This is a genomic window from Pseudomonas sp. XP1 (genome assembly GCF_053557675.1).
This window is the reverse complement of record NZ_JBNRIJ010000053.1, coordinates 1-19,885: the sequence shown is the minus strand read 5'-3', so window position 1 is coordinate 19,885 and position 19,885 is coordinate 1. Positions and strand designations below refer to the sequence as shown.

Below are 19,885 nucleotides of genomic sequence, written 5' to 3'. Positions count from 1 at the left end.
GCGAAAGGGCCGCAAAGCGGCCCCAGGGTTTCAACTGCGCCGGACAAATTGCCGGGGCCGCTTTGCGGCCCTTTCGCGACACAAGGCCGCTCCCACAAGGCGACCGTGTTGCCCCGTCAGAAACTCCCGCGCAAGGTCACCGACACATTGCGCGGCTCCCCCCAGTAGTAACCCGTCGCCGTGGTACCGATCTGCCGGTAGTACTTCTTGTCGAAGATGTTGTTGGCGTTCAGTTGCACTGAGTAGTTGTCGTTGATGCGATAACCGAGCATGCCGTTATACACCGCATACCCTGCCTGCGTCGCCTTGGCCGTGCCGCTTTCGGAATAGATGTCGCTCTGCGCCTGCACGCCGCCACCAATGGTCCAGGCATCCAGTGTGCCTGGCAGGCGGTAGCTGGAGAACAGCCGCAGCATGTGCTCCGGGTCGGTGGTGCGGATCGCGTTGCCATTGGTGGCTGCCGTGTTCTTCAGGTACTCGGTGGTGTTGTAGGTGTAGCCACCGGTGACCTGCCAGCCCGGCAGCACTTCGCCGGAAATCTCCAGGTCGATGCCCTCGCTGCGGCTCTTGCCCGAGGCGATCTTGCAGCGGCTGGTGGTGCCGTTGCAGCCGATTTCCGTGGACATGTCATCCACCGGCGTTCCCACCTGGTTGATACGGAAAAACGCCAGGCTGGTGTTCAACCGGCCATCATAGAACTCGCCCTTGATGCCCGTTTCGTAGGCTTCGCCGATGATCGGGTCGAGCACCGAGTTGTTCTTGTCCACCACTGTCTGCGGGCTGAATATCTCTGTGTAGCTGGCGTATACGCTGAAGTTGTCATTCAGGTCGTAGATCAGCGCCGCGTACGGCACGATCTTCTCGTCGACGCTGAACTTGCCGTTGGCTCCGGTGTTGTTTTCCTGCTCGTAGTCATACCAGTTGGCTCGCGCGCCGATGATCGCGGTCAGCGGTTCGGCCAGCGAAATGCGCCAGGTGGCATGTGCGGCTTGCTGGGTGGTACGGGTGCGCACCGGGTGTGCGGTGATGTCGATGTCCGGCTCGGGCAGGCTGGTTTTCGGGTCCCAGTAGCGGATGTCGTACAGCCCGGAAATTACCCGGTTGGTGGCCGATGCGTAGGAATCGTTGCGAATCCGTTCGACGCCGACCATCAGCTCGTGGGTGCGGCCAAACAGGTCGAACGGGCCGTTGAGGGTGGCGCTCAAGTTGTTCTGCAGGCTCTCGCCGCCGTCGCCTTCGGTAACCTGGTATCGCATCAGGTACGGGTTGCCGGTGGGGTTCAGGTTGGCCGGTGCGCGCTCCATGTAGGTTTGCTTGAAACCATGGTCGTCCAGCTCGAAGTGGGTACGCAGAGCCATCAGCTTCAGGGTCCAGTCGTTGTCGAAGCGGTGTTCCAGTTCGGCAAAGGTGTTCAGGTTGCTGCGGTCCCAGCGGTTCCAGTCGGCGCCCAGGTAGGTGCTGCGGCCGAAGGGCAGGGGGGCGCCGCTGGCGTCGGCGGGCAGGTTGCCCCAGGCGCCGGTGGCGTCGAGCTTGGTCCACTCGACACCGGTGGTCAGCGTGGTGCTGTCGTCCAGGTCGAAGGCCAGCGAGCCGCCGAACGCCTCTTTGCGTTCCATGCGCGAGTCCTGGAACAGGTCGCGGTCGTCATGCACGGCGATTACCCGCCCGCGTACGTTGCCGGTTTCGGTCAACGGGCCGGAGATATCGGCCACATAGCGTTGGGCATTCCAAGAACCCAGGGTCACGCTGCCCGTAGTCTGGAAGTCATGGGTCGGGCGCTTGCGTACCAGGTTCACCGTGCCCGACGGGTTGCCGGCGCCACGCAGCATGCCGGTGGCTCCGCGCAGCACTTCGGCGCGGTCGATGAACGCCGAGTCGGTCTGGATGAATGAACCACCGCCGCTGCTTTGCACCACGGTGGCGCCGTCGTACTGAATGGCGTCGATGGCAAAGCCGCGCGAGTAATACTGCACCCGCTCGCTGTCGGTGTAGTTGACCACCACGCCGGGTGTCTGCTCCAACAGGTTGGTCAGGTTGGTAATGTTCTGGTCGTCGATGCGCTGGCGGGTTACCACGCTGACCGATTGCGGGGTATGGCGCAGGGTTTGCGGCATCTTGCCGATGGTCACTTCGCCGGTCGTGTAGGAGCCGGTGTGCTCGGTGGTTTCGCCCAGGCGGTCGCTGGAAATGCTGGTCGCGCCCAGCTCAAGGGCGTTTCCCACATCCAGTGCCGGGATCAGCAGGAAGCTGGTTGCGCTTTCCTGTTGGACCTGGACGTTGCTGCCTTGCAACAGGATCGATAGCGCCCGCGCACTGTCATGCCGGCCCTGCACACCGTGGGTGGTCTTGCCCTGCAGGCTGTTCGCGTCGAACGACAGGCTCAGGCCGCCCTGGCGTGCCAACTGGTCCAGCGCCGGGGCCAGTGGGCCGGCCGGGATGTTCCAGTCGGTCTGCTGGCTCTGGCTGGCAATTGCAGCCTGAGCCATGGCCGGGTAGGCACCGCCAGCTGCCAGGCCAAGGCCGAACACGGCCGCGCGTACGGCACGGCGCAGCCTGTCGTTGCGAGGGGAACACGGGGCAATCATGAAGCGCTCCTGAAGGTCGGGAAGACCACTTTTCGGGTTTTGTTCCTTCAGGCCGGACGAGAATGAGATTCCACCTCATTTATTTTCGGAAATTTTTCAGGCCGTACCGATGCTCACCCAATAACGCGTGCGGTAATCGACCCGCACCGGCAGGCTGCGGGTGAGCAGCTGCAGGATTTGCCCGGTGTCGGCCAGCTGGTAGGTACCGGACACCTTCAGGGCTGCCACTTCCGGGGCACAGCGCAGCAGGCCCGGGCGGTAGCGCGCCAGCTCGGCGATGAACTCGCCCAGCGGCATCTGCTGCACGCTGAGCACGCCGTCGGTCCAGCCCCAGGGGTCGCTGTGCAGCGTCACCGCCTGGAAGCTGCCGCTGGCCCACACCTGCAAGGTTTCGCCTGGCAGCACCCGACGTGGCGAGGCCGAGGTGGGGAACAGTGTGACGTCGCCCCGGCGTACGGCCAGCAACAGCCCCTGGTCGTTCTCGCGCAGCAGCAGTTGGCCGTCGAGGGTGGCCAGTTGGCCAACGCGGGTGTCGATGCGAAACGGGCGGTTGTCGTTGGGGTTGCTGTCCAGGCTCACCTCGCCACGCACCAGTTGCAGCCGGCGCTGCTCGGCGCTGTAACGCAGGTCGATGGCACTGGCGGTATTGAGTTGTATGCGGCTGCCATCGCTGCCTTGCAGCTGGCGACGCTCGCCGGTGGCAGTGCTGCTGTCGGCCAGCAGCTGGGGTATGCCCAACGGTTCGCGCGCAGCCCAGCCCAGGCTGCCGCCCACGGCCAGCACGGCCAGCAGCTTGAGGTGGTCGCGGCGGTTGATGCGATGGCGCTGGCTACCATCCAGCGTGCGCCGGCTCAGGCCCTTGGGCAGCCCTGCCAGTTCGTCACTGAGGTGGCTGACCCGCTGCCAGGCCAAGGGGTTGTGCGGATGGCTGGCCAGCCAGTGCTGGAACTGCTGCTCGGTATGCGGGCTTGGGCTGTCGAAGCGCAACTTCACCAACCAGTCGATGGCCTGGTCGACGTGCGCCTGTGTGGGCGCGTTATCAGGCGTCGGCATAGCGCAACCGGTAGCAAACGCCCAGAGCCTTGGCCAGGTCCCGCTCGACGGTGGCTCGCGACACACCCAGGCGCAGGGCGACCTGCACAATGCTCAAACCGTCGAGCTGAGCCAGCAGGAATGCCTGGCGGGCACGCGGTTTCAGCTGGTGCAGGGCACGATCGAGGCGCGCCAGGGTATCAAGGATGACCAGTCGATCTTCTTCGCTGGGCACTTCGGCTTCGGGCAGGTGAGCCAGGCTTTCCTGGTAGGCCCGTTCCAGCGCGCGGCGGCGGAACTGGTCGATCATCAGGCCACGGGCAATGCTGCTGAGGTAGGCACGTGGCTCCTTCAGCGGCGATAGCTGGCGAGCCCGCAACAGCCGCACGAAGGTATCCTGGGCCAGGTCGGCGGCGTGCTCGCTGCAACCTACCCGGCTGCGCAGCCAGCCGCTAAGCCAGCTGTGGTGGGCCTGGTAGAGCAGAGCAACCTCGGTCGGCTTGAGCGTTTCGTTGATCTGCATCTTGGCGAAGGCCCGGTCCTGTGAACACATGCGATTGTGAATGGTTCTCAATTCTATGCGGGGACGATAGCGCGGAGCAATGGCATGCCAGGAATTAGCCGCGCAAGAACCGGCGTTTGCCCGATGAACGGCTGCGCTAAGCTGGACCTGCAATCGACTTTATGGAGGTGCCATGATCCTGGCCGACCTTTCGCCTGACGCGTACCGCGAGGCCACCGAATACCTGGCGGCGCTCGACCCGGACTGGTCGCGGCATATCGCAGCGACCGGGCCATGCCTGCACCAGGCCACGCCGGGGCGGGAGCCTTATGAGGTGTTGGTGCGAGCGATTGCCTACCAGCAACTGCATGCCCGTGCTGCCGAGGCAATTCTTGGGCGCTTGCTGGCGCTGTTTCCAGAAGCTGCGTTCCCAACGCCGGAGCAGTTGTTGGCAGTTACACCGGAAATCATGCGCGCCTGCGGTTTTTCCGCGAGCAAGATGGCGACGATCCAGGGTATTGCCCAAGGTCGGCTGGATGGCCTGGTGCCGAGTCGGGAGGAGGCACTGGGCCTGGCTGACGAGGCGTTGATCGAACGACTGGTGGCATTGCGTGGGGTAGGGCGGTGGACGGTGGAGATGCTGCTGATCTACAGCCTGGCGCGTTCGGACGTTCTGCCGGTCGACGATTTTGGCGTGCGCGAGGGGTATCGGCGGATGAAGGGGCTGGACAAGGCGCCGACGCCTGCGCAAATGCGTTCGCTGGGCGGAGGCTGGCGACCTTACCGCACCGTGGCGGCCTGGTACCTGTGGCGTGCCTGAAGTTTTGCACTGCCTGTGCCGGCCTCTTCGCGGGTAAACCCGCTCCCACAGGGATTTCCACAGCCTGGAAGGTCTATGCAGTACCTGTGGGAGCGGGTTCACCCGCGAAAGGGCCGGCACAGGCGACAACCAATCTGGACATTTACTAATGAACCCCTACACCACCCCCGACCAACGCTGGCAAGCCGTAGAATCCCGCGAAACCGCCGCCAGCGGCCACTTCGTCTACGCCGTGCGCACCACCGGGATCTACTGCCAGCCCGGCTGCAAATCACGCCTTGCCAAGCGAACCAACGTCGAGTTCTACGACACCCCAGCCGCCGCCGAAGCCGCCGGCTACCGCGCCTGCAAACGTTGCACCGCCACCAGCAACGTCAGCGCCACCCGCCACAGCCAGCTGGTCACCCGCGCCTGCCGCCTGATCGAAGCCAGCGATCCCGCGCCGAGCCTAGATCAACTCAGCGCGCAACTGGCCGTCAGCCCTTTCCACCTGCATCGCCTGTTCAAGGCCGAAACCGGCCTCACCCCCAAGGCCTACGCCACCGCTTTCCGTGCCCGGCGCCTGCGCGAGCACCTGGAAGATGGCCAACGCTCTGTCACCGATGCCATCTATGACGCCGGCTACAACTCCAACAGCCGTTTCTACGAAAGCGCCGACCAGCGCCTGGGCATGCGCCCGCGGCAATACCGTGCCGGCGGCGCCGGGGCAACCATCCACTTCGCCCTCGGCCAGTGCTCCTTGGGCGCGATCCTGGTCGCCCAGAGCGAGAAGGGCATTTGCGCGATCCTGCTGGGCGATGACCCCGAAGCCCTGCTGCGCGACCTGCAGGACCAGTTCCCCAAGGCTCACCTGGTCGGCGGCGATAGTGCCTACGAAAGGTTGGTCGCCGAGGTGGTGGGCTTCGTCGAAGCCCCGGCGTTGGGCCTGGCCTTGCCACTGGATGTGCAAGGCACTGCGTTCCAGGAGCGGGTGTGGCAGGCCCTGCGCGAGGTGCCGGCCGGCAGCCGGGTCAGCTACACCGACATCGCCGAGCGCATTGGTGCGCCCAAGGCAGTACGTGCCGTGGCCATGGCCTGCGCGGCCAACCACATAGCCGTAGCCATCCCTTGCCATCGGGTGGTCCGCCGCGACGGCGACATCAGCGGCTACCGCTGGGGCGTCGAGCGCAAACAGCAACTGCTCAAACGAGAAACGGCACTCTCCTGATCGCGTGAAGCCGCGTAGAATCCCCCGCCAAATCGAATTGTAAAGAGGAATATTCGATGAGGCGTGTCAGCCTTGCCCGTTATTGCCCAGGCCTGATGGTTTTCATGGCCCTGATGCTGGCCATTGCCAGCCCGGCCTGGTCGGCCCCGGCCACGCCCTTGTCCAATCTGGCGGTTGCCGAAGCGAACGTGCTGGATGAAAACGCCAGCATCGAGCAGTTGAGCGATCGGCTGGACCAGATCCGCCAGGGTGTCACCAGCGAGGCCAACGATGATCTGCTTTCGCAATTGCGCCTGGGCGCCATGCAGGTCCAGCGCCAGGCCGATGCGTTAAGTGCTTTGCGCACCACGGATGTGGAAAAAGTCGACGACAAACTCAAGGTCATCGGCCCGGTCCAGCAGGACGAGGCCGCCACACTGACCCAGCAGCGCAAGGAGCTTGAGGCCGAGAAAAAGGCCTTGGTAGCTCAGCGGGACCAGGCGACCAAGCTGACCCAGTCGGCCCGCGACCTGTCCACGCAAATCGTCAACCTGCGCCGCAGCCAGTTCAACTCGCAGATCACCAGCCGCGCAGCCTCACCGCTGAGCCCGGCGTTCTGGCAGAGCATCATTCGCCCCACCCAGGACGATGTGGCACGCTTGCGTGACCTGCGTGGTGAGACGGCTGATGCCATCAGTAGTGCCTTCAGTGCTGAAAATCGCTGGTTGTTCATTACCAGCCTGGTGGCGGCAATCCTGGTCTGGACCTTGGTGCGCCGCGTGCTCGAGCGCCTTCTCGCCGGCGCCATGGTCAGTTGGCTGCCCGAAGGCCGCCTGCGCCGCAGTGCGCTGGCGCTGGGTGTCAGCCTGGCAACCTTGGGCACCATCGCCGGCTCGGTCTCGCTGCTGCGTTGGGGGCTGGAGAGCAGCGCCGAGTTGGGCGCCGATATCGCCAGCCTGGCCAATCATGTGCTCGCGCTGGTGGTGTTCAGCGCCTTCATCACCGGCCTGGGCCGCGCCATGCTGATGCTGCAGCGCCCCTCCTGGCGCCTGCCGCCTATTCACGATGAAGTGGCCAGCGCCCTGGGCTGGTTCCCCAAGGTGCTGGCGTTGGCGCTGATGGTCATGATGACCATGGAGCGCATCAACAGCGTGATCGGTGCCAGCCTGGCGCTGACCGTGGCGGTCAACGGCCTGACCGCGCTGGTAGTGGCGTTCACCTTCGCCGGTGCGCTGCTGCGTTACCGCCGCACCCTGCGCAAGCATGACCTGGAGCGCCCCACCGGCCTGGCCGGGCTGATCCCGTTCGTGATGGTGATCTGGCTTACGTTGATCCTGCTGGCCTTGCTCGCCGGTTACCTGACACTCGCCTACTTCCTCACCGCCAAGCTGCTGTGGGTCAGCCTGGTGATTACCTGTGCCTACCTGCTGACCACGTTCTTTGGTGACCTCTGCGAAACCCTGCTGTCGCCCCGCCAGCCCGGCGGCCTGGCGCTGGCCTCGACCCTGGGCCTGGCGCCACGTCACCAGGCCCAGGCCAGCACCATCCTGGCCGGCATCGGCCGCACCGTGGTGCTGTTCCTGGCGCTGTTGCTGGCACTGATGCCATCGGGCACCAGCCCCAGCGAACTGCTGCTGAGCCTGGGTGATTGGGACGAGACCGGCGGCAAGCTGCTGGGCAACATGAACATTGTCCCCCAGGACATACTGTTGGCAGTGGTGATGTTCCTCGGCGGCCTGTTCGCCATCCGCGTGGTCAAGCGCTGGCTGAGCGATCGCCTGCTACCGGAAACCGACATGGACGCCGGCATGCGTGCCTCGCTGGTGACTCTGGTGGGTTACCTGGGCTTCATCTTCCTGGCCATGCTGGTGATGTCGACCCTGCGCATCAACCTCACCAGCCTGACCTGGGTGGTCAGTGCCCTGTCGGTGGGTATCGGTTTCGGCCTGCAGCAGATCGTGCAGAACTTCATCTCCGGCCTGATCCTGCTTACCGAGCGCCCGGTCAAGGTGGGCGACTGGGTCAGCCTGGCTGGCGTCGAGGGTGACATTCGCCGTATCAACGTGCGCGCCACCGAGATCCAGATGTCCGACCGCTCTACGGTCATCGTGCCCAACTCGCAATTCATCTCGCAGAACGTGCGCAACGTGACCATGGGCAATGCCTTGGGTGTGGTCGGCATCACGCTCACGCTGCCGCTGGAGACCGACGCCAACCGTGTGCGCGAATTGCTGCTGGCAGCGTACCAGGAGCACGAGGCGATTCTGGATGCACCGGCCACTTCGGTGTCGTTCAAGGACCTGACCAGCAGCGGGATGGTGATTGGTGTGAGCGGTTACGTGGCGGGGCCGCGGCAGGTGTCCGGTACGCGCAGTGACCTGTTGTTCACCATCCTTGGGCGTCTGCGTGACGAGGGCATCGCCCTGTCGTCGCCGCAGAGCATGGTGTTGCTGCAGGAGGGGGCTCGCCCGGCTGACGAGTCGGTGTGAAGCCGATCGCCGGCAAGCCAGCTCCCACAAGGACCGCGTCGACTTCAAGCCGTACGCAATACCTTTGGCATCTGGCTTGCCGGCGATTGGGCTGCAAAGCAGCCCCAGCCTCAATGCTGCTTGGCCTGCCTGATTCTCAGCAAGATCACCAGCAACACCAACAGCACAGGCGGCGCCATGGCCAACAGCCCATCCCGCGCCGTCAGCCCCAACCCCAGCACATTCAGCCCGCCATACAGCAGCTTGAACAAGTTCAGCAGGTAGTAGGTGATGGCAATGATCGACAGCCCCTCCACCGCCCGTTGAATCTTCACTTGGGCATCGGCCCGGGCATTGAGGCTGCGCAGGATCTCGGCGTTCTGTTCTTCCATCTCCACCTGTACCCGTGCCTGCAACAGGTCGCCCAGGTTGGCCACATTCTTTGCCAACTGCTCCAGGCGCTGCTCGGTGGCCGCGCAGTAGCGCACGGTCGGTTTGAACCGGCGTTCGATGAACACCCCCAGGCGCTGGCAGTCGCCCACATGGCTTTCCCGCAGCTCGCCCAGGCGCTCGAACACCAGTTGCGCATAGGCTTGCGTGGCGCCGAAGCGGTGGCGGGTTTTCACCGTGCGGCTGACCACCTGGCGTGACAGGTGGGCAATGGCCTCCAACAACCCTTTGGAATCATGGCCATCGACCCCGGCACTGCGCTCCGAGAGGCTGACCAGGGTCTTGTCGAAGGCATCCAGCTCCTGGCTCAGGTCCTTGGCGGTGGTCAGGGTCAGCGAGGCCATCATGCGGTAGGTCTCGATCTCCAGCAGACGGCGGATCATGCGGCCCTGACGGTAGGCATTGAGGCGACGGTTGATGAACAGGAAGCGGTTGGTGCCGTCCTCGGTCAGGCGAAAATCGCTCCACACCACCGCATCGCCACCGCCGACGCAGGAGCCGCACGGGTCCTTGAAACCGTAGTGGGGCAGATCCAGTTCGTGTTCGTCACGGACCAGCACCTGCACCGCGTTGATCACCTGCGCCGCTTGCGGGGCGATAGCCTCGGCCAGCACCGGCGGCAGCGTTTGCCACTCGGTGTCGGCGGCCGTGCAAGGCACCACCAGGGTCAGGGTGAAGAACTCGGTGTGCCGTTCCCACTTGAACGGATGACCATCCAGGCGGGTGATGCCTTGGGCGGCTGCGGTGTCCAGGCCATCCGGGCAGCAGCGTTGCAGCAGTGCCGCACAGGCAGCATCGCCGCCAAGCAAGGCCAGGTGGAAGACATGCGCCGGGCCGTCGAAATACAGCGACGGGCGGGCGTGCAGTTCGTTGTGCAAGGCGGTGCGTTGAGGGTGCATGGGTGGTCCGGCCTGGTGTTGTGATTGTGGGGGGTACCAGGAAGTGGGACTTTGCGCGGGGAGGGGAAAGTCACGCGGGCGCAGAGTTTTGTGTCGCCTGTACCGGCCTCTTCGCGGGCAAGCCCGCTCCCACAGGTACGGTGCTTCCCTTCAGGCCTGCGCTATCCCTGTGGGAGCGGGTTTACCCGCGAAGAGGCCGGTAAGCCCGGCTCATACGCGGTTCTTGTAGGAGCGGCCTTGTGTCGCGAAAGGGCCGCAAAGCGGCCCCGGAAATCTCAACCCAGACAGCGCGTTACATGCTTGACCGATTGGTAGGCCGACAACCCCCAAGGCCCCAGCTCACGCCCGATCCCGCTACCCTTGGTGCCACCCCACGAGGTCTCGACGAACACTGCCTGCACCGAGTTGATCCACACATGGCCAACCTCCAGCGCATCGGCTACCCGCTCGGCACGGTCCAGATCGGCAGAGCACACCGTCGCCACCAGCCCGAAGCGGCTATCGTTGGCCTCGGCAATCGCCTGTTCCTCGGTCGCAAAGCGACGCGCGCACAGCACCGGGCCAAAGATTTCCTCGGTCCACAGGCGGCTGTCTTTCGGCACATCGGCATACAGCGTCGGGCTGACGAACCAGCCATCCCGGTCCAGCGCCTTGCCACCTGCCAGGCACTGCAAGCCTTCTTCCCGCGCCGTGGCAAAGTAGCCGGCCACTTTCAGCCACTGCGCCTGGCTGGTCAGCGGCCCCATGTCGACCTCCTCGGTCAACGGATTACCGACCCGCAGGTTTTCCAGTGCCTCCTGCAAGCGCGGCAGCAGTGCCTCGGCAATGCCGTCCTGCACCAGCAGCCGCGAAGTGGCCGAGCACATCTGCCCGGCGTTCCAGGTGATGCCGGCGACGATCCATTCCACCGCCTGGCCCACATCGCAATCATCGAACACCACGATCGCCGACTTGCCACCCAGCTCCAGCGTCACCGGCCGGCACTGCGCCGAAGCGCTGCGCATTACCTGGCTGCCAACACTATTGCTGCCGGTGAACGACAGCTTGTCCAGGCCATTGTGATTGCTCAGTGCAGCGCCGGTTTCGGCCTTGCCGTTGACGATGTTCAACACCCCGGCCGGCAGCCCCAGGGCATCGGCGATCTGGCCGTAGGCCTGTTCGATCAGCGGGGTGACTTCCGACGGCTTGAGCACCACGGTACAACCGGCGGCCAGGGCCGGGGCGAGCTTCCAGGCGCTGGTCACCAGCGGGAAGTTCCACGGCACGATCAGGCCGACCACGCCCACCGGTTCCAGGCGGGTGCGAGCGCTGAAGCCCGGTGCAGCCAACGGCACGTCACGGTTCTTCGATGGCAGTTGCTCGGCCAGTTCGGCGTAGTAGCCGAAGGTGGCGATGGCGTCGTCCAGGTCGATTTCCGCCTCGTGACGTGGCTTGCCATTGTTGCGCATCTGCAAGGTGATCAACGCTTCACGGCGCTGCCCGAGCTGTTCGGCAAAGCCGCGCAGGTAGGCGGCGCGTTCGCTGGCGCTGGTGCTTTTCCAGGCGTGCAGGGCGCCACGGGCAGCGGTCACGGCCTGGTCTACCTGGCCGACGCTGGCGGCCATCAGTTCGGCAAACGGTTGCCCAAGGGCCGGGTCATTGACGCTGATGCAGTCGCTGCCCTGGCCTTCGACCCAGCGGCCGGCAATGTAGTGGGAAGTGGTCATGGTCGGTTTCCAGTCAGGCCATTTCAGCGGTGGTTACCGGGGTGTGCGCGGTGCTTTTGCAACGCACCCAACGCGGGCCTTGGGGGCCATACACGCCGGCAGGTTCGGGGAAAAGGTTGAGCAGCAGCAGGTACAGCACACCTGCCAGCCCCAGGGTGACCGGCAGGCTCAGGTCGATGCCGCCGGCCAGGTCGCCCAGTGGGCCGACGAACTGCCCTGGCAGGTTGACGAAGCACAGGCCCACCGCCGCGCTGGGGATCCACGCCCCCATGCCGCGCCAGTTCCAGCCATGCAGGAACCAGTAGTGGCCGCCACGCTGGCCGCGGGTGAATACCTGCAGGTCGTCGGCATGGTAGAAGCCGCGGCGAGTGATCAGGCCAAGGATCATGATCACCATCCACGGGCTGGTGCAGGTGATGATCAGCACGGCGAAGGTCGAAACGCTCTGCACCAGGTTGAAAGTGAAGCGGCCGACGAAGATGAAGCCGATCGCCAGCACGCCGATCAGCAGCGTGGCGCCGGCACGGCTGAGCAGGCGTGGGAACACGCTGGACATGTCCAGGCCGGTGCCGTACAGCGCCGTTGTGCCGGTGGACATGCCGCCGATCACCGCAATCAGGCACACCGGCAGGAAGAACCAGCTTGGCGCCACCGCCAGCAGGCCACCGACGTAGTTGTTGGCAGCGATGTAGTCCGGCGCCTGGGTGGCCACCAGGGTGGCGGTGCACAGGCCGAACAGGAACGGGATCAGTGTCGCGCCCTGGGCCGCGATCACCGCCAGCATGATCCGAGCCTTTGGGGTTTCACGCGGGATGTAGCGCGACCAGTCGCCGAGGAACGCACCGAACGAAACCGGGTTGCTCATGGCCAGGATTGCCGCACCGACGAATGCCGCCCAGAAGCCCGCCTGGCCGAGGTTGACGCTACCCGCGTAACCGGCATCGAACGGCCCGGCAAAGGCAACGATGCCCAGCAGGAACAGCAGGCTCGAGGCCCAGACGGCAATCTTGTTGACCCACAGCATGAAGCGGAAGCCGAAGATGCACACCACCAGCACCAGTACCGCGAACAGGCCGTAAGCCAGGCCCAGGGTCAGGTCGGTTTCCGGCAGGCCGGCCAGGCGCTTGGCGCCGCCGACCAGGGCATCGCCCGAGCTCCATACCGACAGCGAAAAGAATGCCACTGCGGTGAGCAGCGACAGGAACGAACCGACGATGCGACCGTGCACGCCAAAGTGCGCACCCGACGACACCGCGTTGTTGGTGCCGTTGAGCGCGCCGAACAGGCCCATGGGCGCGAGGATCAGCGCACCCACGCCGACGCCGAGCAGGATCGCCCACACACCGGCCTGGAACGACAGCCCGAACAGCACCGGGAAGCTGCCCAGCACGGCTGTGGCGAAGGTATTGGCGCCGCCGAAGATCAGGCGGAACAGGTCCAGCGGGGAGGCGTCGCGTTGATCGTCGGGGATCTGTTCGACGCCGTTGGTCTCGATACCGGTCGAGTGGCTCATGGTGATGCTCCAGCGCGGTTGTTGTGGGCCGGCGCAGTACGCGGGCCTTATTGTGGGTGCGATGGCAGGGCGGCAGGGCCGCGTAAATGGATGATCAGGCCGGCGATACGACCGACAGGTGCTCGTGGCAGGCCAGCCACCGTTCGCCGTGGCGGCGGAAGACAATGGTTTCGCGCTCGCTCAACTGGTGTTCTTCGCCGGCGATACGGATGTGCGTGGCCACATCATGCATGAAGATCGCCACGTCACCTTGCAGGCTCACCTGGGCATTGCCCGATTCGCAGGCGAGCACGGCAAACCCGTCGGCCTGCCACTGGGCCCAGAGTTGCTCGTAGGCATGGCGCGACAGCAGCGGTTGCGGCAGGGTGTGGAAAAGGAAGGTGGCGTCTTCGCTGAAGCAGGCGAAATAGCGAGCAGTGTCGTTGCTGGCGAACGCCGCAACGAGGTCGGCGGCGGCTTGCCGTACCTGGAGTGTCTGGTCCACGGGAGTGGCCTCACGGTTCTTGTGATTGTGGTGAAGCGATTCTGGTGGCGGTTGGCGAGGGGAAAAATCGCTGCGGGCAAATAATCAGTTCAGGAATTTGTGAAGTGATGGCTGCGCTTTCTCAGGTTTCGCGCCGCACACCCTGTGGGAGCGGGCGTGCCCGTTCTCATAAGGCTGCACATAACGCATTGAATTAGCAGGGCCCCCTGTGGGAGCGGCTTCAGCCGCGAACACCGGCGCAGCCGGTGCCACGCACCACGCTGGATTCTTCGCGGCTAAAGCCGCTCCCACAGGGTCTCTACGCGACAGCGCAGCCCAAAGGGCTTTCAGCTATCCAGCTGTCATCTGACTGCAACGAATATTCAGCAACCTTTCTGCCATCTCCCGTGCCTCATTGCGAGTTCGAATGGGCCATCCCGCGCTGCATCTGCCACAGGACCACGACCTGTTCGGCCTGCTCTACGCCTTCGCCTTCCGCCCTGGCCAGCCGGGGCGCGAAATCGATTCGGCGCAGTTGTTGCGCATGCTCGGCCAGCCGCTGGAACCTGGCGAGTTTCTGTGGGTGCACCTGAACCTGGCCCACGCTGCCTGCGAACGCTGGTTGCGCACCCACCTGCAGCTGCCCGAAGCCTTCTTCGAAACCCTGCGCGAAGGTTCGCGCTCGACCCGTCTCGAACACGCCGACGCGGCGCTGCTGGCGGTGGTCAACGATGTGGTGTTCAACTTCGGCCTGGTGTCCTCGGACATCTCCACGCTGTGGGCCTGCGCCAGCAGCCAGCTGCTGGTGAGCGCCCGGTTGCAGCCGTTGCATTCGGTGGACAAGTTGCGCTCGTCGGTCAAGCGTGGCGAGCGCTTTCATTCGTCCATCGAGTTGCTGGTCCATCTGCTGCGCGACCAAGGCGATGTGCTGACCCAGATCGTGCGTGAAACCACCACCAGCGTCGACCGCATCGAAGACCAGTTGCTGTCCCAGCGTCTGAGCGACAACCGCGCCGAACTGGGCAGCATGCGCCGGGTGCTGGTGCGCCTGCAGCGCCTGCTGGCGCTGGAGCCAGGGGCGCTGCTGCGGCTGCTGAACCGGCCGCCCGACTGGCTGCAGGAACAGGACATACGCCAGCTGCGCGCGGCCACAGAAGAGTTCACCCTGGTGATCAGCGACCTCACCGCCCTCGGTGAGCGGATCAAACTGCTGCAGGAAGAAATCGCCGCCAAGCTCAACGAACAGACCAACCGCACCCTGTTCACCCTGACTGTGGTGACCGTGCTGGCCCTGCCCATCAACATCATCGCCGGCTTCTTCGGCATGAACGTCGGGGGTGTGCCGCTGGCGGAAAACCCCCATGGTTTCTGGGTACTGGTGGCCCTGGTGGCGACCTTCACCGTGCTGGTGGGGCGCTGGGCTTTTCGCAAGCGGCGCGAGTACTGACGCGACGATCGCCGGTCAGTTCGCCTCCCGCACTGCACTCAGGAACGCCCGGGTCCGCTCCTGTTGCGGGTTTTCGTAGATCTGTGCCGGCGTCCCCTGTTCGTGGATCTGCCCCTTGTAGAAGAAGCACACCCGATCCGCGAACTCCCGGGCAAAGCCCATCTGATGCGTCACCATCAGCATGGTCAGGTTGTGCTCGCTGCCCAACCGGCGGATCACGTTCAGCACCTCGCCACACAGTTCCGGGTCCAGCGCCGAGGTCACTTCGTCGAACAGCATCACCTTGGGCCGCATCGCCAGCGCCCGGGCAATCGCCACGCGCTGTTGCTGGCCACCGGACAATTGCGATGGGTAGTGCTCGAACTTGTTGCCCAGGCCAACCATCTCCAGCAACTCGGCAGCCCGTTCACGCGCCTCGGCCGGCTTCACGCCCAACACCTGGACCGGGGCCTCGATCACGTTCTGCAAGGCACTCATGTGCGGGAACAGGTTGAAACTCTGGAACACCATGCCGATCTTCGCCCGCACTTTGCGTACATGTCGCTCGTTGGCGATGAGCTGCGTGCCGTTGCGCCCAGGCATGTGGGTGAGCGATTCGCCATCGACTTCGATCATGCCCTGGTCGATGCCCTCAAGTGTCATCAGTACCCGCAGCAACGTCGACTTGCCCGAGCCACTGGGGCCGATGATCGCCACCTTTTCGCCAGGGGCGACATCGAGGTTGAGGCCGTCGAGTACGGTGAAGCTGCCGTAGTGTTTGGTCACGTCCTTGAAACTGACGATCGGTTGGGCAATGGCCGGTGTGGGCATGTGGGCGTCCAGCGGCTGGGTGGTTGTGGCGGTGGCACTGGCGAAGTGGGTCACAGGGGCGATCATCAGCGGAGCTCCAGGCGCACTTCAAGGCGCCGAACGAGGTAGGCCAGAGCGACGCTCAAGGCCAGGAAGAACAGACCGACCAGGGTGATCGGCTCGAGGTAGCGGAAGCTTTCGGAGCCGACATTCTTGGCCTGCTGCATGATTTCCACCACGGTGATGGCCGACAGCACCGGGGTGTCCTTGAGCATGGCGATCAGGTAGTTGCCCAACGGCGGCAGGATCGGCCGAATCGCCTGGGGCAGGATGACTGCCCGGTAGGCGGTCCATGGCGCGAAGTTGAGGGCGACCACCGCTTCCCACTGGCTGCGCGCCACCGAGTCGAGGCCGCCGCGGTAAACCTCGGCCAGGTAACAGGCGTAGTGCACGCCGATACCGATGATGCCGGCCTGCATGGCGGTCATGTTGACCCCGTAGTTGGGCAGCACGTAATAGAGGAAATACACCTGGATCAGCAGCGGCGTACTGCGGATGAACTCGATCAGCAATGCCACCGGCCATGACAGCCAGGCCTGGCGGCTGCGTCGGGCGATGGCCAGGAACAGGCCCAGCACCACTGCAATCAGGAAGCCAACCACGGTGATGCCCAGGGTTTTCAGCGACGCCTGCAGCAAGTCGGGCAGGATTTGCGCGACGTAGTTCCAGTCCCAGAAATTCATGACAGGCTCCCCCGCAGGCGACCGCGGCTCAGGCGCCGTTCGACCCGACGCATGAGGAAGTTGATGACCTGCGCCAGGACGAAGTAGAGCAGCAGGGTGAGGCTGAAGATTTCCAGGGTCTGGAAAGTCGCCTGGTCCAGCTGACGGGCGCGGAAGCTAAGGTCCGACAGGGTGATCAGCGACACCAGCGATGTGTTTTTCAGCAGTTCGATCAGCAGGTTGGTGCCAGGTGCGATGGCCGCCAGCAATGCCTGCGGCAGGATGATCCGCCGGAAGCGGATGGTGGCGGGCATGTTCAGCGCGGTGCAGGCTTCGTACTGCCCTTTGGCCACCGAGCTGATCGCCCCGCGCATCACTTCGGCACCGTAGGCACCGATATGCAGCCCGAGGCCGACGATCGCCACGGTGTAGGCGCTGAGTTCGAGGTTGAACGGTGGCAGCGGCAATACGAAGAACAACCAGAACAACTGCACCAGCAACGAGGTGCCGCGGAACAGCTCGATGTAGGCCACGCAAAGCCAGCTCAATGGCCGCCATGACGAACGCCGGCCAAGGGCGGCGAGGATCGCGGCGACGATGGCCAGCAGCGAGCCGAAGAAGGTGACCTGAATGGTGACCCAGGCGCCTTGCAGTAACAACGGTATCAATTCACCCATGGTTCGACCTGAATAATCGGGTTACACAGGGAATGGCACGGCAAGCGCCATGCCACCTCGATTCACTGCTGGGCACAGAGCTCGGCGGCGGTCTTGTCTGTCACGTTGCTGCGGTCGAAGCCGAACGGCGCGACGGTCTTGAGATGCTCCTCACTGCCCAGCCACTTTTTCATCTCGGCGTTGACCGCGTCGCGCAGGGCCTTGTCCTCGGGGCGGAAGGCCAGGGCACCGTAGCCGGTGTGGGCCGGGTCATCCGTGAAGTCGCTGATCGCCTCTACCTTGTCGCCACCCTTTTTCGCCAGGCCCTTCATGGTCAGCTGGGTGCCCACGGCAGCATCGGCGCGGCCGGCGCGCACGGCCTGCAACTGGGCGGTGGTGTCCGGCACCTGAAGGATCTGCGCATCCGTGATGCCGGATTCGCGGGCATAGGCGAGGTTGACCGTGCCCGCCATGATCGCCAGTTTCACGTCCGGGCTCCTGGCGATGTCGGCGTAGCTGTGCAGGTTCTTCGGATTGCCCTGTGCAACCAGCAGGGTGTCGGGCAGGGCGTACTGCGGGTCGGTGAAGATCACCTGCTTGCAGCGTGCCGGGGTGATGTACATGCCGGCGGCAATCACATCGAAGCGCCCGGCGCGCAAGCCCGGGATCAACGAACCCCACTCTGTGAGCACGCCATCGACCTGCTTGATGCCCATCTTCTCGAAGATGATCTTGGCGATTTCCGGTGACTCCCCGGTTACCCGGCCATCGGTCTCGGTAAAGGCGAACGGGGTTTCGTTGGCGTAGCCGATGCGGATGTGGCTGGTTTCCTTGATTTCGTCCAGGCTGGCAGCCTGGGCGCTGGCAAGCACACCGAAGGCGGCACAGGCCATCAGCAGGCGCTGGAAGGGGCGTGGAACGTTGAAAGGCTGGCTCATCAATGAAGCTCCTGTTTGTTATAAAAACCGTCGTCGACGGCTCTGTGTTAGGAGGCAGTGGAGCAAAACAGCGAATGCAGGGGGGGTCGTTTGTTCGAGGCTGCCAGGCAGCGGGAGTTCGACCTTGGGCCGAGCATACAAAAGCTGAAACGGCGATGGCATTGCACTAGGACAATTGCCCGAAGCACCTGTACGGGGGATGCTGTGACCCTGGCCCCGGCAATTGAAGCGAACATCATGATGCACAGTTGGAAGGCAGCCCTGGACGCCGCCCGCATCGGCGAGTCCAAATACAAGATTCTGGTCCAGGCGGTCACCGGCGAGATCGAGCGCGGCGTATTGGTACATGACCAGCGCCTGCCACCGCAGCGGCAGGTAGCCGATGCCCTGGGCATCAGCGTGCAGACCGTGACCAATGCCTACAAGGAACTTGAGCGCCAAGGCCTGGTGCGTTGCGAGATCGGCCGTGGCAGTTTCGTCAGCCGGCGCATGAGCGACCGTGTGTCGGATGACATCATCGACCTGCCCGAGCGTACCCTGGTCGACTTCTCCATCACTCGCATTCTGCACACTCAGGTGCATGAGCGTATCTGGCGCGACACCTGCGCCGAGCTGGCCGTGGAAGAGGAGCAGCCGTGGATTCATGCCTACCGGCCCATCGCCGGCTTCGAGAGCCACCGCGAGGCCGCAGTGCGCTGGCTGGCCGGCCTGGGCATGCAGGTCGAGCGTGACGATGTGCTGGTCACCAATGGCGCCGCCCACGCCATCTTCCTGGCCCTGGCCTCGCTGGCCGGGCCGGATGATGTGGTGCTGTGCGAGGGGTTGACCGACCATGGCGTGATCGGCAATTCGCAGGTGCTCGGTTTCACCCTCAAAGGCCTGGAGATGGACCGCGAGGGCATCAACCCTGAGCATTTCGAGGACATCTGCAGCAACGAGCGTGTGACCGCGCTGGTGTGCACACCCAACCTCAACAACCCTACCGTCAGCCTGATGCCCGACAGCCGGCGCCAGGAGATTGCCGAAATTGCCCGGCGCTTTGGCGTGCATATCATCGAAGATGACGTTTACGGGCCGCTGCTGGGTGGCAGCCATGCCAGGCCGCTCAGCTCCTATGCGCCGGAACTGTCGTTCTACTGCACCAGCATGACCAAGTCCGTGCTTACCGGCCTGCGCGTGGGCTACCTGGCCATGCCCAAGCGCCTGGCGCTACGCACCGAAAGCATCTTGCGGGTCAACAGCTGGATGGCCACGCCCCTGGTGGCGGAAATTGCATCGCGCTGGATCAACGACGGGCGCGCGGCGCAGCTGGTGGCGTTGCAGCGCACTCTGCTGGGCGAGCGTCAGGCGTTGTTGCGTGACTACCTGGGGGAATATGTGCGTGGTCAGCACTCCCATGCCTTAGGGGCGTGGCTGAACATTCCCGAGCGGTGGGAAGTGGATAGTCTGGTGCGTGCCCTGCGCCGCCGGCAGATTGCGGTAACGCCGCCGGAGCCGTTCCTGGTGCGCGGTACACCGCGGCCACGGGCCGTGCGCTTGTGCGTGGGCGCCGAGTGTTCCGAGGCGAAGCTGCGGCAGGCCTTTGGCGATATGCGGGAGTTGTTCGGGCAGTATCCGCAGATCCATGAACTGTAACTCTCCTGCAGCGGCCTCTTCGCGGGCATGCCCGCTCCCACAGGGATCGCGGTGCCAAACATGTGGGAGCGGGC

The 19,885-nt window shown here is 64.4% G+C and carries 16 protein-coding genes; 5 read left to right on the top strand and 11 right to left on the bottom strand.

Going from position 1 to position 19,885, the window contains the following annotated elements:
- Positions 1–116: 116 nt before the first annotated feature.
- The 3 genes from ACK1U9_RS24740 to ACK1U9_RS24730 form a co-directional block, all read right to left on the bottom strand.
- A complete protein-coding gene (locus ACK1U9_RS24740) occupies positions 117–2,585 on the bottom strand; it encodes a TonB-dependent siderophore receptor (RefSeq protein WP_449110246.1) in 2,469 nt (822 codons plus the stop codon).
- A 96-nt stretch (positions 2,586–2,681) separates the two neighbouring features.
- Positions 2,682–3,638 carry a FecR domain-containing protein gene (locus ACK1U9_RS24735; RefSeq protein WP_135002972.1) on the bottom strand — a complete coding sequence of 319 codons (957 nt, stop codon included), beginning with the start codon at positions 3,636–3,638 and terminating at the stop codon, positions 2,682–2,684.
- A complete protein-coding gene (locus ACK1U9_RS24730) occupies positions 3,625–4,140 on the bottom strand; it encodes a sigma-70 family RNA polymerase sigma factor (RefSeq protein ID WP_046616809.1) in 516 nt (171 codons plus the stop codon). Before ACK1U9_RS24730 ends, ACK1U9_RS24735 begins: the two co-directional genes overlap by 14 nt.
- 172 nt (positions 4,141–4,312) lie before the next feature.
- On the opposite strand from ACK1U9_RS24730, the gene ACK1U9_RS24725 reads away from it, so the two are divergent.
- The 3 genes from ACK1U9_RS24725 to ACK1U9_RS24715 all read left to right on the top strand — a co-directional run bounded on the left by ACK1U9_RS24725 (position 4,313) and on the right by ACK1U9_RS24715 (position 8,614).
- A complete protein-coding gene (locus tag ACK1U9_RS24725) occupies positions 4,313–4,939 on the top strand; it encodes a DNA-3-methyladenine glycosylase family protein (protein WP_046616775.1) in 627 nt (208 codons plus the stop codon).
- Positions 4,940–5,087: 148 nt separating this feature from the next.
- A complete protein-coding gene (gene ada / locus ACK1U9_RS24720; RefSeq protein WP_196188050.1) occupies positions 5,088–6,146 on the top strand; it encodes a bifunctional DNA-binding transcriptional regulator/O6-methylguanine-DNA methyltransferase Ada in 1,059 nt (352 codons plus the stop codon).
- Positions 6,147–6,202: 56 nt separating this feature from the next.
- Positions 6,203–8,614, top strand: a complete 2,412-nt coding sequence (locus ACK1U9_RS24715) for a DUF3772 domain-containing protein (protein ID WP_449110245.1) — start codon at positions 6,203–6,205, stop codon at positions 8,612–8,614.
- Positions 8,615–8,724: 110 nt separating this feature from the next.
- Here ACK1U9_RS24715 and ACK1U9_RS24710 read toward each other — a convergent pair whose 3' ends face one another.
- From ACK1U9_RS24710 to ACK1U9_RS24695, 4 genes are all read right to left on the bottom strand, one after another.
- Complete coding sequence (locus ACK1U9_RS24710; protein ID WP_085601895.1) at positions 8,725–9,942, bottom strand: DUF3422 domain-containing protein; 1,218 nt, start codon at positions 9,940–9,942, stop codon at positions 8,725–8,727.
- Between the two features lie 275 nt (positions 9,943–10,217).
- Positions 10,218–11,648, bottom strand: a complete 1,431-nt coding sequence (locus tag ACK1U9_RS24705) for an aldehyde dehydrogenase family protein (protein WP_046616769.1) — start codon at positions 11,646–11,648, stop codon at positions 10,218–10,220.
- A gap of 13 nt (positions 11,649–11,661) precedes the next feature.
- A complete protein-coding gene (locus ACK1U9_RS24700; protein ID WP_046616768.1) occupies positions 11,662–13,161 on the bottom strand; it encodes a purine-cytosine permease family protein in 1,500 nt (499 codons plus the stop codon).
- Between the two features lie 94 nt (positions 13,162–13,255).
- On the bottom strand, positions 13,256–13,645 hold the full coding sequence (locus ACK1U9_RS24695) for a YybH family protein (RefSeq protein WP_015268917.1): 390 nt from the start codon (positions 13,643–13,645) through the stop codon (positions 13,256–13,258).
- Between the two features lie 406 nt (positions 13,646–14,051).
- Here ACK1U9_RS24695 and ACK1U9_RS24690 point away from each other — a divergent pair, with 406 nt between their 5' ends.
- Positions 14,052–15,071 (top strand): transporter, encoded by a 1,020-nt coding sequence (locus tag ACK1U9_RS24690; protein WP_085601897.1) that lies wholly within the window; start codon positions 14,052–14,054, stop codon positions 15,069–15,071.
- Between the two features lie 15 nt (positions 15,072–15,086).
- Here the strand turns inward: ACK1U9_RS24690 and ehuA are convergent, their stop codons facing one another.
- From ehuA to ehuB, 4 genes are all read right to left on the bottom strand, one after another.
- Positions 15,087–15,881, bottom strand: coding sequence for an ectoine/hydroxyectoine ABC transporter ATP-binding protein EhuA (gene ehuA, locus ACK1U9_RS24685; protein ID WP_449110247.1), 795 nt, complete (start codon positions 15,879–15,881; stop codon positions 15,087–15,089).
- A gap of 65 nt (positions 15,882–15,946) precedes the next feature.
- Positions 15,947–16,603 (bottom strand): ectoine/hydroxyectoine ABC transporter permease subunit EhuD, encoded by a 657-nt coding sequence (gene ehuD / locus ACK1U9_RS24680; RefSeq protein ID WP_046616766.1) that lies wholly within the window; start codon positions 16,601–16,603, stop codon positions 15,947–15,949.
- Positions 16,600–17,259 (bottom strand): ectoine/hydroxyectoine ABC transporter permease subunit EhuC, encoded by a 660-nt coding sequence (gene ehuC / locus ACK1U9_RS24675; protein ID WP_046616765.1) that lies wholly within the window; start codon positions 17,257–17,259, stop codon positions 16,600–16,602. Before ehuC ends, ehuD begins: the two co-directional genes overlap by 4 nt.
- A gap of 62 nt (positions 17,260–17,321) precedes the next feature.
- Positions 17,322–18,176 carry an ectoine/hydroxyectoine ABC transporter substrate-binding protein EhuB gene (gene ehuB / locus ACK1U9_RS24670; RefSeq protein WP_046616764.1) on the bottom strand — a complete coding sequence of 285 codons (855 nt, stop codon included), beginning with the start codon at positions 18,174–18,176 and terminating at the stop codon, positions 17,322–17,324.
- Positions 18,177–18,416: 240 nt separating this feature from the next.
- Between ehuB and ehuR the strand changes: the two genes are divergently transcribed.
- Complete coding sequence (gene ehuR / locus ACK1U9_RS24665; RefSeq protein ID WP_108480158.1) at positions 18,417–19,811, top strand: MocR-like ectoine utilization transcription factor EhuR; 1,395 nt, start codon at positions 18,417–18,419, stop codon at positions 19,809–19,811.
- Positions 19,812–19,885: the final 74 nt, after the last annotated feature.

What these genes read in the sequence shown, in the direction of transcription:
- ACK1U9_RS24740 (WP_449110246.1), bottom strand. Translation starts at nt 2,585, where the DNA reads ATGATTGCCCCGTGTTCCCCTCGCAACGACAGGCTGCGCCGTGCCGTA.
- ACK1U9_RS24735 (WP_135002972.1), bottom strand. Translation starts at nt 3,638, where the DNA reads ATGCCGACGCCTGATAACGCGCCCACACAGGCGCACGTCGACCAGGCC.
- ACK1U9_RS24730 (WP_046616809.1), bottom strand. Translation starts at nt 4,140, where the DNA reads ATGCAGATCAACGAAACGCTCAAGCCGACCGAGGTTGCTCTGCTCTAC.
- ACK1U9_RS24725 (WP_046616775.1), top strand. Translation starts at nt 4,313, where the DNA reads ATGATCCTGGCCGACCTTTCGCCTGACGCGTACCGCGAGGCCACCGAA.
- ada (WP_196188050.1), top strand. Translation starts at nt 5,088, where the DNA reads ATGAACCCCTACACCACCCCCGACCAACGCTGGCAAGCCGTAGAATCC.
- ACK1U9_RS24715 (WP_449110245.1), top strand. Translation starts at nt 6,203, where the DNA reads ATGAGGCGTGTCAGCCTTGCCCGTTATTGCCCAGGCCTGATGGTTTTC.
- ACK1U9_RS24710 (WP_085601895.1), bottom strand. Translation starts at nt 9,942, where the DNA reads ATGCACCCTCAACGCACCGCCTTGCACAACGAACTGCACGCCCGCCCG.
- ACK1U9_RS24705 (WP_046616769.1), bottom strand. Translation starts at nt 11,648, where the DNA reads ATGACCACTTCCCACTACATTGCCGGCCGCTGGGTCGAAGGCCAGGGC.
- ACK1U9_RS24700 (WP_046616768.1), bottom strand. Translation starts at nt 13,161, where the DNA reads ATGAGCCACTCGACCGGTATCGAGACCAACGGCGTCGAACAGATCCCC.
- ACK1U9_RS24690 (WP_085601897.1), top strand. Translation starts at nt 14,052, where the DNA reads ATGGGCCATCCCGCGCTGCATCTGCCACAGGACCACGACCTGTTCGGC.
- ehuA (WP_449110247.1), bottom strand. Translation starts at nt 15,881, where the DNA reads ATGCCCACACCGGCCATTGCCCAACCGATCGTCAGTTTCAAGGACGTG.
- ehuD (WP_046616766.1), bottom strand. Translation starts at nt 16,603, where the DNA reads ATGAATTTCTGGGACTGGAACTACGTCGCGCAAATCCTGCCCGACTTG.
- ehuC (WP_046616765.1), bottom strand. Translation starts at nt 17,259, where the DNA reads ATGGGTGAATTGATACCGTTGTTACTGCAAGGCGCCTGGGTCACCATT.
- ehuB (WP_046616764.1), bottom strand. Translation starts at nt 18,176, where the DNA reads ATGAGCCAGCCTTTCAACGTTCCACGCCCCTTCCAGCGCCTGCTGATG.
- ehuR (WP_108480158.1), top strand. Translation starts at nt 18,417, where the DNA reads ATGCACAGTTGGAAGGCAGCCCTGGACGCCGCCCGCATCGGCGAGTCC.